The organism is Methylobacterium sp. 88A (assembly GCF_000376345.1).
Taxonomy (GTDB): Bacteria; Pseudomonadota; Alphaproteobacteria; order Rhizobiales; family Beijerinckiaceae; genus Methylobacterium; species Methylobacterium bullatum.
The window spans coordinates 4292964-4309387 of the sequence record NZ_AQVT01000001.1 but is presented as its reverse complement, the minus strand read 5'-3'; the positions used below and the strand labels follow the sequence as shown (position 1 = coordinate 4309387).

The 16424-nt window shown below is 69.7% G+C and carries 16 protein-coding genes; 10 read left to right on the top strand and 6 right to left on the bottom strand.

Translation table 11 applies throughout. From position 1 onward, the window contains the following. Nucleotides 1-24 precede the first annotated feature (24 nt). From A3OM_RS0120530 to A3OM_RS24440, 6 genes are all read left to right on the top strand, one after another. The gene (locus A3OM_RS0120530; RefSeq protein WP_018045665.1) at nt 25-2079 is read left to right on the top strand and encodes an HAD-IIB family hydrolase; all 2055 of its coding nucleotides are present in this window, start codon (nt 25-27) and stop codon (nt 2077-2079) included. Further along, nucleotides 2069-2941 carry a galactosyltransferase-related protein gene (locus A3OM_RS0120525; protein ID WP_018045664.1) on the top strand — a complete coding sequence of 291 codons (873 nt, stop codon included), beginning with the start codon at nt 2069-2071 and terminating at the stop codon, nt 2939-2941. The genes A3OM_RS0120530 and A3OM_RS0120525 overlap by 11 nt, the downstream gene beginning before the upstream one ends. A gap of 16 nt (nt 2942-2957) precedes the next feature. Then, the gene (locus A3OM_RS0120520; protein WP_018045663.1) at nt 2958-4067 is read left to right on the top strand and encodes a glycosyl transferase; all 1110 of its coding nucleotides are present in this window, start codon (nt 2958-2960) and stop codon (nt 4065-4067) included. A gap of 32 nt (nt 4068-4099) precedes the next feature. After that, nucleotides 4100-5053, top strand: coding sequence for a galactosyltransferase-related protein (locus tag A3OM_RS0120515; RefSeq protein WP_018045662.1), 954 nt, complete (start codon nt 4100-4102; stop codon nt 5051-5053). A 10-nt stretch (nt 5054-5063) separates the two neighbouring features. After that, nucleotides 5064-6140, top strand: a complete 1077-nt coding sequence (locus tag A3OM_RS0120510; RefSeq protein WP_018045661.1) for a glycosyltransferase — start codon at nt 5064-5066, stop codon at nt 6138-6140. 375 nt (nt 6141-6515) lie between these two features. Next, nucleotides 6516-8867 carry a calcium-binding protein gene (locus A3OM_RS24440; protein ID WP_018045660.1) on the top strand — a complete coding sequence of 784 codons (2352 nt, stop codon included), beginning with the start codon at nt 6516-6518 and terminating at the stop codon, nt 8865-8867. Nucleotides 8868-9365: 498 nt separating this feature from the next. Here A3OM_RS24440 and A3OM_RS0120500 read toward each other — a convergent pair whose 3' ends face one another. Continuing rightward, nucleotides 9366-9830 (bottom strand): hypothetical protein, encoded by a 465-nt coding sequence (locus tag A3OM_RS0120500; protein WP_018045659.1) that lies wholly within the window; start codon nt 9828-9830, stop codon nt 9366-9368. A 106-nt stretch (nt 9831-9936) separates the two neighbouring features. Then, nucleotides 9937-11133 carry an MFS transporter gene (locus A3OM_RS0120495; protein ID WP_018045658.1) on the bottom strand — a complete coding sequence of 399 codons (1197 nt, stop codon included), beginning with the start codon at nt 11131-11133 and terminating at the stop codon, nt 9937-9939. A gap of 108 nt (nt 11134-11241) precedes the next feature. Here A3OM_RS0120495 and A3OM_RS0120490 point away from each other — a divergent pair, with 108 nt between their 5' ends. The 3 genes from A3OM_RS0120490 (at nt 11242) to A3OM_RS24855 (ending at nt 13034) form a co-directional block, all read left to right on the top strand. Further along, nucleotides 11242-12030, top strand: coding sequence for a helix-turn-helix transcriptional regulator (locus A3OM_RS0120490; protein WP_018045657.1), 789 nt, complete (start codon nt 11242-11244; stop codon nt 12028-12030). A gap of 117 nt (nt 12031-12147) precedes the next feature. Further along, nucleotides 12148-12570: a hypothetical protein gene (locus A3OM_RS0120485; protein ID WP_018045656.1), complete on the top strand. Its 423-nt coding sequence runs from the start codon at nt 12148-12150 to the stop codon at nt 12568-12570. Further along, entirely contained in the window at nt 12567-13034 is a 468-nt protein-coding gene (locus tag A3OM_RS24855) for a hypothetical protein (RefSeq protein WP_018045655.1), read from the top strand. Before A3OM_RS0120485 ends, A3OM_RS24855 begins: the two co-directional genes overlap by 4 nt. A 208-nt stretch (nt 13035-13242) precedes the next feature. Here A3OM_RS24855 and A3OM_RS0120470 read toward each other — a convergent pair whose 3' ends face one another. From A3OM_RS0120470 to A3OM_RS0120455, 4 genes are read right to left on the bottom strand one after another with little or no spacing between them, the layout of a single operon-like run. Next, nucleotides 13243-13443 (bottom strand): DUF3606 domain-containing protein, encoded by a 201-nt coding sequence (locus A3OM_RS0120470; protein WP_018045653.1) that lies wholly within the window; start codon nt 13441-13443, stop codon nt 13243-13245. After that, nucleotides 13440-13652 (bottom strand): hypothetical protein, encoded by a 213-nt coding sequence (locus A3OM_RS0120465; RefSeq protein ID WP_018045652.1) that lies wholly within the window; start codon nt 13650-13652, stop codon nt 13440-13442. The genes A3OM_RS0120470 and A3OM_RS0120465 overlap by 4 nt, the downstream gene beginning before the upstream one ends. A gap of 59 nt (nt 13653-13711) precedes the next feature. Next, nucleotides 13712-14530, bottom strand: coding sequence for an ATP-binding cassette domain-containing protein (locus A3OM_RS0120460; protein ID WP_018045651.1), 819 nt, complete (start codon nt 14528-14530; stop codon nt 13712-13714). 60 nt (nt 14531-14590) lie between these two features. Beyond that, entirely contained in the window at nt 14591-15973 is a 1383-nt protein-coding gene (locus A3OM_RS0120455; protein ID WP_018045650.1) for a lysine N(6)-hydroxylase/L-ornithine N(5)-oxygenase family protein, read from the bottom strand. 194 nt (nt 15974-16167) lie between these two features. On the opposite strand from A3OM_RS0120455, the gene A3OM_RS0120450 reads away from it, so the two are divergent. Then, nucleotides 16168-16383, top strand: coding sequence for an MbtH family NRPS accessory protein (locus tag A3OM_RS0120450; RefSeq protein WP_018045649.1), 216 nt, complete (start codon nt 16168-16170; stop codon nt 16381-16383). Nucleotides 16384-16424: the final 41 nt, after the last annotated feature.

Here is a 16424-nt window from a genome sequence, read left to right as displayed (position 1 = left end):
TGACGCGCCGGCACCCCGCCGCTGATGTTCGTTCTTCATATCGCGCTTCAAGGATGTCTTCGCGGTGACGACGTCGCCTACGGCCTCACCGCCGATACGGGCGGCCATATCCGTTACCTGCTCGATCTCGTCCGGGCCTGTGACCGGGACCCGGCCTCGGACCGGATCGTCATCGCCACCCGTCTGTTCGAGAGTGCGCTCGGAGCCGACTACGCCGTGCCCGAGGAAGCCGTATCGGACAAGGTGACGATCGTGCGACTCGCCAGCGCGTCGGCGGATTACCTGCCCAAGGAAGCGCTGCACGGGGAGGTGGCGAGCTTCTCCGAAGCCCTCGTCGCCTGGATCGCCGCGCAGCCCGTGCGCCCCGCCATCATCCACGCGCATTATGCCGACGCCGCCGCCGTCGCCGCCCTGGTCGAGGACCGGCTCGGCATCCCCTTCGTGTTCACCGCGCATTCCCTCGGACGGGTGAAGGCCCGCGCCATGGGCCGGCCGCCGACGGATACCCCGTCCCTGGCCCACCGGATCGCGGCCGAGGAGACGGCCCTGGCCCGCGCCGCCCTGGTCATCGCCTCCTCGCGCGACGAGGCCGAGGTGCAATACGCGACCTATGCCGCCTACGATCCCGGCCGCATCCGCGTGCTGCCGCCGGGCAGCGACCTGGCACGCTTCCACGCGGCCCGGTCCTGCCCGAGGGTGGACGCCTCCATCGACCGTTTCCTGCGCGAGCCCGGAAAACCCGCGCTGCTCGCGCTGGCCCGGCCCGTGGCGAGGAAGAACCTCGCCGCCCTGGTCACCGCCTATGGCGAGAGCCCGGAGCTGCAGGCGCGCGCCAACCTGGTCCTCGTGGCCGGCACCCGCGACGACCTCGCCGACCTCGACGGCGGCATGGCCGAGACCATGCGCGACCTCCTCGTGCTCATCGACCGCCACGATCTCTACGGGCTTGTGGCCTATCCGAAGACCCACCGCCCCGACGACGTGCCGGCCCTCTACGCCTATGCCCGCGAGCGCGGCGGGGTGTTCGTCAACCCGGCCCTCAACGAGCCCTTCGGCCTGACCCTGCTCGAGGCCTCCGCCGCCGGCCTGCCCCTGGTCGCCACCGACAGCGGCGGTCCCAACGACATCGTCGAGACCTGCGGCAACGGCCTCCTCGTCGATCCGCGCGATCCGGCCGGGATCGCGCGGGCCTGCCTGCGCATCCTCACCGAGCCCGGCCTGCGCGACCGCTACGTCGCCGGCGGCGAGCGGGCGGCGGCGGCCTACGATTGGGACCGGCACGCCCTGCGCTACCACGCCCTGCTGCGCGCCCTCGGGGCGGCCGAGGCGCCGTCGACCCATCCGCGCCAGCTCCTGATCTGCGACATCGACAACACCCTGGTCGGGTGCGACGCCGGCCTCACCGCGTTCCGCCAATGGCGCAGCGAGCAGGAGGGCCTCGCCTTCGGCGTCGCCACCGGGCGGTCGTTCCACAGCGCCATGGCGATCCTGGAGCAGCAGGCGAGCCCGCGCCCCCAGGTGATGATCACGTCGGTGGGCTCGGAGATCTACCATCTCGACGCCAACGGGGTGAGCTACACCGCCGACCGGGCGTGGCGGGACGCGGTCTCCCGTGGCTGGAACCGCGAGGACGTGCGGGCCGTGCTCGGGCAGGTTCCCGATCTCGTTCCGCAAGGCCCCCTGGAGCAGCGCCCGCACAAGCTCAGCTATTTCGGCGATGCCGCCACCGCCCGGCGCGTGCGGGGCAGGCTCGACGCCGCGGGCCTCGCCGCCTCCATCATCCACAGCCACGGCCGCTACCTCGACGTGCTGCCGCCCGCGGCCTCGAAGGGGACGGCGGTCGATCATGTCCGCGCGCTCTACGGCCTTACCGAGGGCAACGTGTTCGTGGCGGGCGATTCCGGCAACGACGTGGAGATGCTGCGGGTGCGGCGACAGGCGATCATCGTCGCCAACTTCTCCGACGACCTCGCCACCCATGCGGCGCTCGGCCATTCCTACGTCGCCCGCGCCTCGCATGCCCGCGGCGTCATCGAGGGCGTGGCGCATTTCCGGAAGAGGCCCGTCCATGCCGGCTAGCACGGTCTCGGTGAGCGTTCTCACCCTGGTCCGCCACCGCGAGGCGCATCTGCGCAACCTGATGCGCGGGCTCGCCCGGCAGACGGTGGCGCCCCTGGAACTCGTGATCGCCTGGATGCAGCCGGAGCCGGCCCACGACCTGCCGGATCCCGGCTGCCCCGTCCGGCACCTGCATGTACCGGGGGAGCCGATGCCGCTGGCCGCCGCCCGCAACCGCGCCGCCGAGGCGGCGCAGGGCGCGCGCCTGATCTTCCTCGACGTGGATTGCATCCCCGGGCCGGGGCTGGTGGCGGCCTATGCCGGAGCCGAGGCCGAGGCGCTGCTGCTCGGCGAAGTGCTCTACCTGCCCGAGGGCGCCGTGGGGCCTCGCCTCGACTGCGAGGCCCTCGACCGTGCCGGGCGCGTGCATCCGGCCAAGCCCTCGATCCCGGAGACCGGGCTGCGCCCGGAGCCCGAGGCGCGGGAGCTCTGGGGCCTGTCCTTCGCCCTCCCGGCCTCGGCCTACCGCAGCGTCGGCGGCATGGACGAGGGCTTCTCGGGCTATGGCGGCGAGGAAACCGATTTCGCCCTGCGCCTCGCGGCCTCCGGCCTGCCGACCTTCTGGATCGCGGGCGCGCGGGCCTACCACCAGCATCACCCGGTCCACGTGCCGCCCCTGCCGCATTTCGAGTCGATACTGCGCAACGCCACCCGCTTCCATGCCCGGCACGGCAGTTGGTGCATGGAATACTGGCTCGGCCAGTTCCGCGAGGCCGGCCTCATCGCCTGGGACGCGCGGGCCACCTCCATCCGGCGCCTGCGCACCCCCGACCCCGCCGAGATCGCCGCCGCCCGGCAGCCCGGCACGCGCCTGTTCTCCTGACCCCACCTCGAGTCCCATGACGAAACCCATCGCCTTCTTCGTCCACCACCAGGGGCGCGGACACGCCAACCGCACCCGCGCCGTGGTGGCCGAGTTCTCCGCCACGCGGCCGGTCTCCGTCCTCACCGCCGATCCGAGCCTGTTCGACGGGTTCTCCCGCGACATCGAGATCGTCGCCCTGCCCGACATGATCGGCGCCCGGGTGCCCACCGCGCGCCTGTTCGCCGAGCCGACGCCCCGCGTGATGCATTGCGTGCCGCTGGGCGTGAGCGAGACGCGCCGGACCATGCGCACCATCCTCGACCATCTCGACGACCGGGAGGTCGGCCTGTTCGTGGTGGACGTCTCGGCCGAGATCGCCCTGCTGGCGCGCGCGGCCAGCGTGCCGGCGGTCCAGATCCGCATGCACGGCGACCGCTCCGACATCGGCCATGTGGGCGCCTACGAGGCCTGTATCGGCATGCTCGCCCCCTTCGACGAGCGCTTGGAGCAGGACGATTACCCGGATTCTCTGCGCGCCAGGACCTTCTACAGCGGCGGCCTCTGCACCAGCGTCGATCCGGTGCTCCCCCGCGCCGAGGCCCGCGCCCGCCTGCGGCTCGATCCCCACCGGGAGATCGTCGTCGCCGTGACCGGCGGCGGGGGCAGCGGCACGCCCTACGCCCCCCTCACCGTGGCGGCGCGTGCCGTGCCGGACGCCCTCTGGCTGACCCTTGGGCCGACCCACCGCGAGGGCCACGAGACCGATTTCGGCAACCTGCGCGAACTCGGCTGGGTGCCGTCCGTGACCGATTACCTCGCGGCCGCCGACATCGTCATCGCGTCCGCCGGCGACAACACGGTCCACGAGGTCGCGCGGGTGGGCGGGCGCCTCGTGGTGATGCCCGAATGGCGCTATTTCGGCGAGCAGACCCGCAAGGCCGAGGCCCTGGTGCGCCTCGGCGTCGCCGTGCAGGCCCCGCACTGGCCCGGCGACCTCCAGGGCTGGCGCGACCTCCTCGACCGGGCGCGCCGGCTCGACGGCGAGACCCTGCGCCCGCTCCACGCCCCGGACGCCGCCGCCCGCGCCGCCGGCTGGCTCGAAGACCTCACCGACGAACTCTGGGCCGGCGCGCCCGCCGCTTGAACCCTTCCGCTCCCCAAAACCGGACCTCGAGAATGTCGACCGTTTCCGTCGTGACGCTGGCCAAGGGACGGCCCGCGCATCTCACCAACCTCGTCCTCGGCCTGATGCGTCAGACGCGGGCACCCGCCGAACTCGTCGTCGCCCGCATGCAGGACCAGCCCTACGACCTGCCGGAGGCGCCGTTCCCGATCCGCCAGATCCCGGTGGCGGGCGACCCGCTGCCGCTGGCCGCCGCACGCAACCGCGCCGTGGCGGCCGCGTCGGGGGAGGCTGTGGTCTTCCTCGACGTGGACTGCATCCCCGCGCCCACCCTGGTGGCGGATTATGCCCGCCGCCTCGGCGAATGCGACGGATTGCTGATGGGCGAGGTGCTCTATCTCCCCGGCGGGGCCACCGCCGGCGCGTGGACTGCGGACGAGTTCGCGGATGTCGCCGTCCGGCATTCGGACCGGCGCGGCCCGCCGGCCGAGGGCATCGAGATCTGCGACGATTATCGCTGCTTCTGGTCCCTGAACTTCGCCATGCGGAAGGCGACCTTCCTCGGCGTCGGCGGCTTCGACGAGCGCTATGCGGGCTATGGCGGCGAGGATACCGATTTCGGCAAGCTCCTCGACCAGCGCGGCATCGCCATCGCCTGGCTCGAAGGCGCGCGCGTCTATCACCAGTACCACCCGCACCACATGCCGCCGATCCACCATCTCGACAGCGTGGTGCGCAACGCCGAACTGTTCGAGGCGAAATGGGGCTACCGGACCATGGGCCACTGGCTCCATGCGTTCCGCCTCATGGGCCTGATCGACGACACGCCCGGCCGGCCGATCCGCATCCTGCGCCGCCCGGACGCGGACGACCTGGCGCTCACGGGCCAGCAGAGCCACCAGCCCTATTCCAACACCGCCTCGGTCATCCGCATCCTCGATGCGCGCAACGCCGCCGCCCTCACCGAGCGGGCCGGAACCCTCGCGGCGGAGCCCGAGCCCGCATGACAATCATCCGATGAGGATCGCGCTCCTCGCCCATGTGCGCCAGCCCATCGCCCAGCCCTTCAAGGGCGGCATGGAGGCCCATAGCTGGCACCTCGCCCGGGGGCTGCAGGCCCGCGGCCACGAGGTCGTGCTGTTCGCCTCCGGCGACAGCGACCCGCGCTTCACCCTCGACCCGGTCCTGCCCGAGCACCAGGAGCGGACGTTCCCCGGGCAGGAGCATACCGGCAACCCGGCGCTGATCGCCCATCTCGATGCCGGCTACGCCGCCGCCTGCGACCGGATCGCCGCCGGGGGCTTCGACGTGCTCCACAACAACAGCCTCAGCCGCCTGCCCCTGGCGCGCGGGCGAACGGAGGCCGTGCCCACCGTCACCTCCCTCCACGTGCCGCCCTACGATGCCCTGCGCTGGTTCGTTCACGACGGTGTCGCCCCCTCGCACCGGATCACGGTGACGTCGCAAGGGCAGCTGCGTGCCTGGTTCCCGGAAGGGGCACCGCCCGAAGTGTCGGTGCTCCACAACGGCATCGACCCGGCCGATTGGCCCTACCGCGACCGTGGCGACGGCAGCGCCGTCTGGTGCGGCCGGATCACGCCCTACAAGGGGACGCACCTCGCCATTGAGGCGGCGCGGAAGGCGGGCATCGCCCTCACGCTCTTCGGCTCGACGGAGGACGCCGAATACTGGGAACAGGCGGTCAGGCCCCTCCTCGGCGGCGCGATCCGCTATGGCGGCCATCTCGACGGGGCCTCCCTCGCGGCGGAAGTCGGACGGGCCTCGGTCTTCCTGTTCACCCCCTGCTGGGACGAGCCGTTCGGCCTCGTCGCCATCGAGGCCATGGCCTGCGGCCTGCCCGTGGCCGGCATCGACAGGGGAGCGGCCCGCGAGGTCATCGGCGAGGCGGGCGCCTTCGCCCCGCCCGGAGACGACGAAGCCCTCGCCGACGCGATCGGGCGAGCGCTGGCCATCCCGCGCCGCAGCGCGCATGAGCGCGTCCTCCGCCACTTCACGCACGACGTCTGGTTGAACGCGTGCGAGGCGCTGTACGCCGACGTCCGACATTCGCACCCCGGCGGCCGGGACCGATAGGGAGAGCGGGACACGCCTCCGGCCGGGATCCCTTGTCCGGCAGCCGCCGCGCGGTCGCGCTGGCAGGCCCGATCGGGCGATCCGAAACGGATCGAAACCGAAGGTTTTAGCCTCCGCTGTTCATCGAATGCTGCACGGCACAAAACGATAACACGCTGCAGCAAAATGAATACAGTTCATGAAGCATACGAAAACAATCGTTAAGTATTGAATCGTACCCAACCGCCAATGCGGCGGCAACAACGCCAGTGCTCCGGAACCGATCGAGTAGGCTGGGTCTTTGAAGCTCGGGCCTCAAGTGCCCGCCATGCCATGTAAGCCGGCATGATCTTCAATCTATCCCGTCGTTCTCGATTTGTGGGTTTGGAGAAAACAATGGCCACTGTCTCGATCCTGACCAATGCTGGCTTCGACGTTCGCGATTTCTTCGTTCCCAACCTGGATGGAGCCGACCTCACATTCACCGGCCTCGTCGACAGCGTCGGCGACCTCCTTCTCGACGGCAGCCGAACGGATACGTTCGAGGTTCTCACCATTGAGGCGAACGGCCTCACCTACAACTACAGCGGCAATTGGGAGATCGAGGCCTCGACCGGCCTGTTGACCGGAACGGTCTCGGCCAGCGGCGGCTACGACGGGGTCGAGGTCAAGCTCGGCGATACGGTCCTGGCGACGCTCGACCTGCCGTTCCAGCCGGTCGACCTCGGATCGGAAACCAGCCCCGGCATTCTGGGGAGCATCGGAACGCTCGTGACGGATCTCGTCGGCGGCACCGTGGACATCCTCCTCGGAACCCTCGATGACACGGTCTCGCTGGTGGGCCTCAATCTCGACGCCACCCCCGACCTCATCGACATCGTCATCGATGCCGGCGGCACCCAGACCGGCGGCGATGGCGACGATACCCTGCGCGGCGGCATCGGCGACGACACCCTCGACGGCGGCGCCGGCAACGACACCATGATCGGCGGGGCGGGCGACGACACCTACATCGTCGATTCGGCGGGCGACAAAGTGGTGGAGGATGCCGGCGAAGGTGACGACACCGTCCGCTCGTCGGTGACCTACACCCTTCCCGACAACGTGGAAAACCTCGTCCTCACCGGCACCGGCGACATCGACGGAACCGGCAACGCCCTCGACAACAGCATCGTCGGCAACGGTGGTGACAACCGCCTCGACGGCGGGGCCGGCAACGACCGCCTCACCGGGCGTGGCGGCGACGATGTCCTCGTTGGCGGTACCGGCAACGACGTCATGCGCGGCGGAGCCGGCGACGACGTCTACGTGGTGGATTCGGCGGGCGATCAGGTCATCGAGGCCGCTGACGAAGGCAACGACACCGTCCGTTCGTCGGTGACCTACAGCCTCGGCACCAATGTCGAGAACGTCGTTCTCACCGGAACCGCCGCCATCGACGCCACCGGCAACGAGGGCGCCAACAGTCTGACCGGCAACAACGGCGACAACCGCCTCGACGGGGGCGCCGGTAACGACACGCTCTCCGGACGCGGGGGAAATGACGTCCTTGTCGGCGGCACCGGTGCGGACACGATGCGCGGGGGCACCGGCAACGACATATACGTGGTCGACGATGCCGGCGATCGGGTCATCGAGTTGTCCCGCGAGGGCAACGATACCGTGCGCTCCTCGATCGACTACACCCTCGGGGCCAATGTCGAGCGCCTCGTGCTGACTGGAGCCGGAGATCTCGACGGGACGGGCAATGCCCTGAGCAACGCCCTCTATGGAAACGGCGGGGACAACACCCTCCGCGGCGAGGGCGGCAACGACATCCTGTTCGGCAAGGGCGGAAACGACAGGCTCGACGGCGGAACCGGCAACGACACCCTGCATGGCGGTCTCGGCGACGACACCTACTTCGTCGACAGGGTCGGCGATAAGATCGTGGAACTCCCGGGCGAGGGCAACGACACGGTCTATGCCTCGGTGAGCTACAGCCTCTCCGCCAATGTCGAGAACCTCGTCCTGAGGGGGACTGGCAACCTGAGCGGCTTCGGCAACGACCTCGACAACGCCATCACCGGCAACGACGGCAACAACCGTCTGAGCGGGGGTGCCGGCGACGATGTCATGACGGGCCGCGGCGGCAACGACACCCTGCTCGGCGGCACCGGGGCCGACACCATGCGCGGGGGAACCGGCAACGACACCTATGTCATCGACAATGCCGGGGATCGCGCCATCGAACAGCCGGGCGAGGGCTTCGATACGATCCGCTCGACCGTCAGCCACACGATGGAAGCCAATACGGAGAAGATGGTTCTCAGTGGAACCGCGAATCTCGTCGCCAACGGCAATGCCGGCAACAACGAGATCTACGGCAATGCCGGCGACAACACGATCTACGGCGGCGACGGCCGCGACCTCCTCTACGGCCGCGCCGGGGCCGACACCTTCGTGTTCAAGAACGTCACCGACAGCGACGTCGCCATCGGCGGGCGCGACATCGTCAAGGACTTCGATTTCGCCGCGGGCGACCGCATCGACCTCAGCGCGATCGATGCGAATTCCGGGCTAGCCGGCGACCAGGGCTTCCAGTTCGTCGGAACCCAGGCGTTCTCCGGCGAGGCCGGCGAGTTGCGGATGAAGTTCGGCGGCGGCAACACCCTCCTGCAGGGTGACACCAACGGCGACGGAGCGGTCGACTTCGCCGTCCTCCTCCAGGGCCATCATGTCCTCGACAGCGGGTCGTTCATCGTCTGACGCGGGCCTCCCCGGCGGTCGGTCGCCCTCCGGCACCGGATGGCCCGACACGCCGACAAAGACCACATGACGAGCGGGGGGCCGACGGCTCCCCGCTCTTTTCCGGGGATCTCGGCGCAGCAATGACGCGACGATTCTCTCGGAGAGGCGCTGGAGCCGACGAGATGGCGGTTTCCGCCGACCCGGTGACCTTCCGGGCTTGACGCTGGTATACCAGAAGGGCCAAGATGCTGGCGCTCCTCTCGGGGAGCCTTCCTATGAGCAAAACTTCACCCGCCCGGCTTCGGCCGAGGCGGGCTTTTACGTGTTTGGGCAAAGGCGTCGAGACCGCCCCCCTCGACGCGGCCGTGATCGCCCGCTTCACGCAAGCCACGAAACCGGCCGTCCGCCCAAAAGCTCTCACCCTCCTCAACGCCATCTTGCGGAGCAGCACGCCATGGCAGCCCCAAGGCGCCCGACCGATAGGACAGTCGCTCTCCCGCAAGGAGCGAGGTAACCTCATAAGCGGGGATCGGCGTAGTGCTTGATCACCGCGAGGGGGGCGACAGGGGCCGGCCACAGGACAAGGCGGTAATGGTCCTCGCCGTCCAGGCGATCGTCGGTGAGGGTATCGAGGCCGCCGAAACAGGCGCGGACGCGATAGGTGCCGGGTGCCACCGACAGGATGTCGATGGACCCGCCCGTGCATTCATGGATTTCGAGCCGGCCCGAGGGCAGGTCGAGGCTCGCCTCCACCACATGGTCCCAGAGGTCGAGGGCCTCGTCGGGCGGTGCGTCGAGGAGGTCGAGTTCCACCGGCACGGACATGTTGCGCTCGGGCTGGATCACCACGAGGAACGGCGCCGTCTTGACCCTCCGCCGGAGGTCGTCCTCGCTGTAATCCAGCGCCGTGTCGGGCATCTCAGCCTGATCCCAGAGATAGAACTGGTGGTAGTCGGCGAAAATCTCGTAGCGCTTCTGCATGGCATCGCTCCCGCTGGCGCGACCGGAATAGGACGTTCGCTCAGGTTTCGCGATGACCCCGTCCGATGGCGGTGCGAAGGCCGGTCGCGTGGCGGTCGGCCCCGCGTCATTCCGCCGGGGCGAGGGGCCGGGAGCGGTCGTTTCCCGTGAGGCCGAAAAAGCCGACCGCCGAGGCGACGATGACGCCGCCGCAGGCCGCCGCGATCCCGAGCACGAGCCCGAACCCGCCCCTCTCGTGCAGCAGGGCGATCAGCGGCACCGCGAACCCGCTCACGGTGAAACCGAGGAAATAGCGCACGCTGTAGGCCCGCGCGCGGTAGAGCGGCGGCACGTAGCGGGCCACCATCGCGTCGTTGATCACCACCTGCCCGTAGAGCGCGGCCATGGTCAGGACGAGCCCGGCGAGGAGCGGGACGCCGGTGCTCAGCGCGGCGATTCCCAGGCCCAGGGGCTGCGGTACCGACAGGCTCAGGAACAGCGCCGGCAGGCTGTAACGGTCGATCAGGCGTCCCATGACGAGCTGGGTCAGGGCACCGATCATGAAGACCAGGGTGGCCACGGAGCCGATCAGCGCGAGGGGCAGCCCGTCGCCGACCCGCTCGTCCACCACCTTCGGCAGGGCGATGGTGGTGATGTTGAAGGTCATCCCGCCGGCCACGATGGCGCAGGCGAAAACCACGAGCAGGGGGATGGGCCGGGACACCGCGAGGACCGCCTTGCCCCCTTCCTTGCCCTGCGCGCCCTCGCCGTCGCCGGGGACCATGGCGAGAAACGCAATCCCACAGGCGAGGCAGACCAGGCCCGGCACCAAGAAGGCTGCCTGCCAGCCGAACCCCGTCGCCAGCAGCGCCGTGACACCCGAGGCCGTCGCGGCGCCGACATTGCCCCAGACGCCGTTCACGCCGAGGTCCCGCCCGAGGCGGCGCGAGTGGGACACCAGCATCGTCGAGCCGACCGGATGATAGATCGCCGAAGCCAGCCCGAGCACGCAGAGCCACAGGGCGAAAGCCGTCGGGCTCGCGGCACTCGCGACCCCGAGGCACGACAGGCCGTAGCCGAAGAAGAACACCGCCAGGAGGTTTCGCCGTCCGAACCGGTCGGCGAGCCAGCCCATCGGCAGCGCGCAGAGCCCGAAGGCCACGAAGGCGCCGGTGGCGAGCGCGATCAGCTCTCCATAGGACAGCCCTGTCTGCGCCGCGATGGCGAGCACGGCCGTCGGGTAGATCAGCAGGACGAAGTGATCGAGGGCATGCGCCACGTTGACGAAGCGCAGGGTGCGGCGGGACAGGGTTTCGGCGTCCATCGATAGAGGATCTCCGCAGGCAGACCCCGCTCTACCTGACCCGTTGAACGCCGTCGGGCCGAAGGTGTACGCGTTCGGGCCAAGGCAGACCGTGCCGACGGGGAAACCATGCGCTCCATCAGGGCCGAGGATTATCAGGACGTGCCGCGCGTCGTCGCGGTGATGCCCAAATCCTTCGCGGCCGGCAGCCGCACGGAACGGCACTCCCACAAGCGGGCGCAACTGCTCTACGCCACCGCCGGATTGATGATGGCGACCGCCGAGGACGGGACCTGGGTGGTGCCGGAGGGCCATGCCCTGTGGATCCCTCCACGCCTCCCCCACGCGGTCGTCATGCATGGCGACGTCGCCATGTGCTCGGCCTATCTCGCCGTCGAGGCCATCGCCGGCTTCTCCGAACGGGCGCGCGTCATCGAAGTCTCGCCCCTCCTCGCCGCCGCCCTTGTCGCCCTGACAGGCGAGCCCATTCTGTATGACGAGACGGGGCGGGGCGGGCATCTGGCCGCCCTGGTGCTCGACGAGACCAGACGCGCGCCCGAAACCCGGCTGACCCTGCCCTTGCCCCGCGATGCCCGCCTACGACGGATCTGCCTCGGGTTGATCGACGATCCCGCCTTGGCGCTCGGTCTCGACGCCTGGGCCGATCAGGCCGGCGTGAGCCGCCGGACACTGACGCGCGGGTTTCGCCGGGAAACGGGCCTCAGCTTCGGGCAGTGGCGCGCGAGGGCCAGGATCGTGCGGGCCCTGGCCCTTGCGGCCGATGGCCGGGCGGCACGCCACGTCGCCGCCTCGGTGGGCTATCGCAGCATCCAGGCCCTGAGGGGCAGGATCGAAGCGCTGATCGGACGGGAGGGGGACACCCGACCGGGCTCGGCGACCGTCGCTCCGCCGGGTTGAAGAGCGTCGCCCGTCCCGGCAGGATCGGTCATGCCTTAAGCCCGAGGAGAAGGCAGAATGCGTCGATATCCACGACGTCCCCGGCATCGCGATCGGAACCGTCCGGGGTGGACCGGGATGCCGATGCGCCTGCTCGCCGTGTCGCTGGCGGTCTCCTCGCCCGCCCGCGCCTTGGACGAACTCATCGTCCGGCCGCCGACGGGTCTGGCGGACGAATGCGTGAACGGCCTCGTCGAGCATCGAACCGGCGAGTGGAAGCGGCGGGACCGGCCGCCCGCCTCCGGCGCGTTCGGAAGCGTCGAGGAGATCGTGCGGGACGTCGACCCGCCGGCCCTGCGCGCCCTGGCGGAGCGCGGGTGCAGCCGGCGCTTTCGGCATCTCTTCCTGTCCTGCACACGGGTCGATTGGCCCGAGAATGCCAGTCCCGCCCTCCGGCCCATGGGCGTTTCGGCCGAAACGGAGGCCGAGATGATACGGGTCATGGGCGGATGCCTCGCCGATCTGAAGAAGGCGGGCGTGCCACCGGTGGGCACGCGATGAGCGCGGGGCCGGACGACTGGAAGCGCCTGCCGTTCGGGGAGACGGCTTCCATTCCCTACCGGGCCTCTTTCAGCGACACGGATTTCGAGAGGATCGCGCGGGGCCTGGTTCCGAAGGCGATGGAGGACAAATGGTTCGCCTATCTCGATGGCCCGGTTCTCTGTTTCCATCGAAGCTGGACGGGGCAGGCGGCTTATCGCGTCACCTTCCGAAGGTCGGACGGACGCCACATCGTGGCCGAGGCACTGTGCGCGGTGGAGCTGATCGAAAAAGGTGAGGCCGCCTATCAGGCCGAGCTGCTCGACTTCCTGATCCGTACTCTCCTGTTGGGCGCGCCGCGTCCATTCCCGCTTCCCAGTGACCTGAAGGAACCGGCGCCGGGCATCTATCAGCATAGGGTCGCGGGAACCGGCTATCGGGAGGTCGCGGTCCCCCGAAAGCCATGGTGGAAATTCTGGGGCTGACGCCCGGTCGCCGGTCTTCCTATCCTTCGGGCTCGATGAGGAACGCGACGCGGCGGTTCCGCTGCCGGCCGGCGGGGTTGTCGCGTCCATCGGGATGGGCGTTGGGCGCGACCGGCATGGTCTCGCCCAACGCCCGCCGCCGCCAGGCGGCGATGCCGCGCCCCACCAGCCAAGCACGGACGGAGGCCCCACGCCGCAGCCGATTCCCTCACACGATGCCGCTGGCTTCGAACGGCCACGGCTTGCCGAGCCGTTCGGCGACCTTCGCCGGATCGTGGCCGACCTCCGCCACGGCGGCCTCGACCTCCTCGCTCGGGGTCTGGAAATAGCGGGCCCAGTAGGCTTTGTCCCGGGGCTCCTTCAGCGTCACCGTGGCGGGCGCCTCGGGCGTGGATCCATTCATGCTCATCGGGCGGCTTCCTCTGCTTCGGTGCCGGGCCGGTCGCTCGGATCGTCCGGCGTTTCCCGAACGGTTCCGCTCACGGTATCCTTCGGGCCGGTCGCTGCGCCGTTCTGCTCGGGCTCGCCGGAGCCGCCGCCGCGCGATCGGTCGTAGGAGGATGCGGCCAGATCCTCGTTCACCTTGGTCGGTTCGGGCGGTTTCGTCGTCTCGGACATGCGTCGCTCCCTGATCTGACGGGCCAACGCTCGAAGCGCGATGCGGGTTCGGGCCGGCCTCAGTCGAGGTAGCTCAGGGCCATGCCCGTCCGGGGATGGGGGATGACCCCCATGCGCACCCCGTAGATCGCCTCCAGCCCCTCCGGCGTCACGATCTCGGCGGGCGTGCCGCGCGCGATGAGGCGGCCGCCATGGAGCGCGATGAGGTCGTCGCAGGTGCGGGCCGCCATGTTCACGTCGTGCAGGACCACGATGACGGTGAGGCCGCGCTCCCGCGACAGCTGGCGCACGAGGGAGAGCACCTCGATCTGGTGGGCGACGTCGAGGGCGGCGATGGGCTCGTCGAGAAGCAGGCAGCCGGCGTTCTGCGCCACCAGCATGGCGAGCCAGACGCGCTGGCGCTCGCCACCGGAGAGGCTGTCCACCATGCGCTCGGCGAAGGGCGTCACCGTGGTGAGCCGCATCGCCTCGGCGACGGCCTCGCGGTCGGCCGCGCCCATCCGGCCCAGCGCCCCGTGCCAGGGATAGCGGCCCATGGCGACGAGTTCCCTGACCAGCATGCCGGGCGCCTGCGGCGTCGTCTGCGGAAGATAGGCGACCTCGCGGGCGAAGGCGCGGTCCCCGAGCTGTTCGATCGGGGCGCCCTTGAACAGGACGCGTCCGGCGCTCGGAGCCTGCTGGCGGCCGAGCAGCTTGATCAGCGTCGACTTGCCCGACCCGTTATGGCCGATGAGGCCGATGACCCGGCCGGCGGGGATGGTCAGGGTCAGCGGCTGCAGCAGCACGCGCCCGGGCACCGAGAACGTGACGCGGTCGAGGCTGTAGACCGCATCGTCCGGGCCGGAATCTCCCCTTGGTCCCGCATCGGCTCGGATCATGGATTTCGTTCGCCCGTTCGACGCTGCAACGCACGCCATGCTGGTGGACCGAGGGCCGCGTCAGGCCCGCGCGGCCGTCGTCTGCCGGTCGGCCAGTAGCGATTGGGCGATCTCATGCCCCCGCATGACCAGGATGGACAAGAGGGTATCGCTCAGGCCGTGGGTGGGTTCGCTGAAACCCTGGAGATAGATGCCCGGCTCGAAACCGGGGCGGGTGGCGAGACGGTAATCGCGGCCGATGGTGCCGTCGGTGAGATGCGGTGCGAGCGACGGCATGATGGTCTCGAGGCGGTCGCGGCGATAGCCCGTGGCCAGGATCACGACGTCGTAGGCTTCCTGCGCGGTGAGCCCCGTGGCGGCGTCCAGGGTTTCGAGGACGATCTCGCCGGCCTGCTCTACGGCCCCGACCACGGTGGTCCTCGGCCGCAGGGCATGGCGATGCTCGCCGCAGACCTTCTGCTGATAGAGGATGTCGAAGATGCGCGTCAGAAGGTCGGTGTCGATCACCGAGTAATTGGTGCCGCGGAACTCGTCGATGATGGCCCGGCGCTGGGTCTCGGGCTGGCCGTAGACGAAGTCGGTGAAGTCCGGGTTGAAGATTTCGTTGACGAAGGGGCTGTCATCGGCGGGCTTCAGCGCTTGCCCGCGGAAGATCATGGAGATGTCCGCGGTGGGAATGCGGCTCTGCAGGTCGAGGAAGAGCTCGGCCGCCGTCTGGCCCGCGCCGATGACGGCGATGCGCGGCCGGCGTGTGGCGCCGTCCGGCAGGGGAACGCCGTCGATCCGCGACAGGTAGCGCGACGAGTGGAAGATCCGGGCGCTCCCCTGCAGCTCCTCGAAGACCGGCAGGATTCGCGGCTCGCCTCCGGTGGCGAGGATGACGGCGCGGGTGCGCCGTCTCCGCTCGCGGCCATCGGCCTTGCGCGAATGGACGAGCAGATGGCGGATCGTGTCGCCGCGCCCCTCCGGCTCGACGGCCAGCACGGTATCGCCATAGTCGCAGCGATCGGCGAAATGCCCGGCGACCCAGCGCAGATAGGCGTTGAACTCGATCCGGCTCGGAAAGAACGACTTGCGGTTGATGTAGTCGATCAGCCGGCCGTGGACATGGAGGTAGTTGATGAAGGTGTAGGGGCTCGTTGGGTCACGCAGGGTGACGAGATCCTTCAGGAAGGAGATCTGCATCCCGCTGTCAGGCAGGAGCATCCCGCCGTGCCAGACGAACTCGTCCTGGCGCTCGAGGAAGCGCACCCGGGGCTGGCGGCCCCGCCGCCGTCCCGCCTCGTCGAGGGCGATGGCCAGCGACAGGTTCGACGGGCCGAAGCCGATGCCGAGCGCATCGTAGACCGGCGCGTCGTCATCGTCCCCGCGCCTCAGCCCCTCGTCCCGGAATACCCCGCGCAGGGGGAGGGACGTATCCGAGTGGTCGTAGGATTCCGTCATCACCGAACCTCCATTCCTGCGCCGAGCGACACGGATCACCGCGGCGATCCGCCGGCGGTCGTCAGGCAAAGGGACGTTCGGGCAGGGGAGGGATTTAGGAGCCGGCCGGAAAAATTGTGCGCCGCCGCTTAAATTTCGGCGATCCGCCACCGTCTCTGGCTGCAAGACCGACCAATTTCGCGGAGCGCGACGCCATGGCCACCGACGACAGCGAAGCGACGTTCCTCGTCGTGATCAACGGGGAAGAGCAATATTCCGTCTGGCCCGCCCATCGCCCGGTGCCGGCCGGATGGAGAGCCACCGGCTTCTCCGGGCCCCGCGCCGCGTGCCTCGATCATATCGACACGGTCTGGACCGACATGCGGCCCCTGAGCCTGCGCCGCGCCCTTGCCGGCGACGCCCGCGCCTGAACCCCGGCGCCCGGTTTCGATGACATCCCCGTTCTAGACTT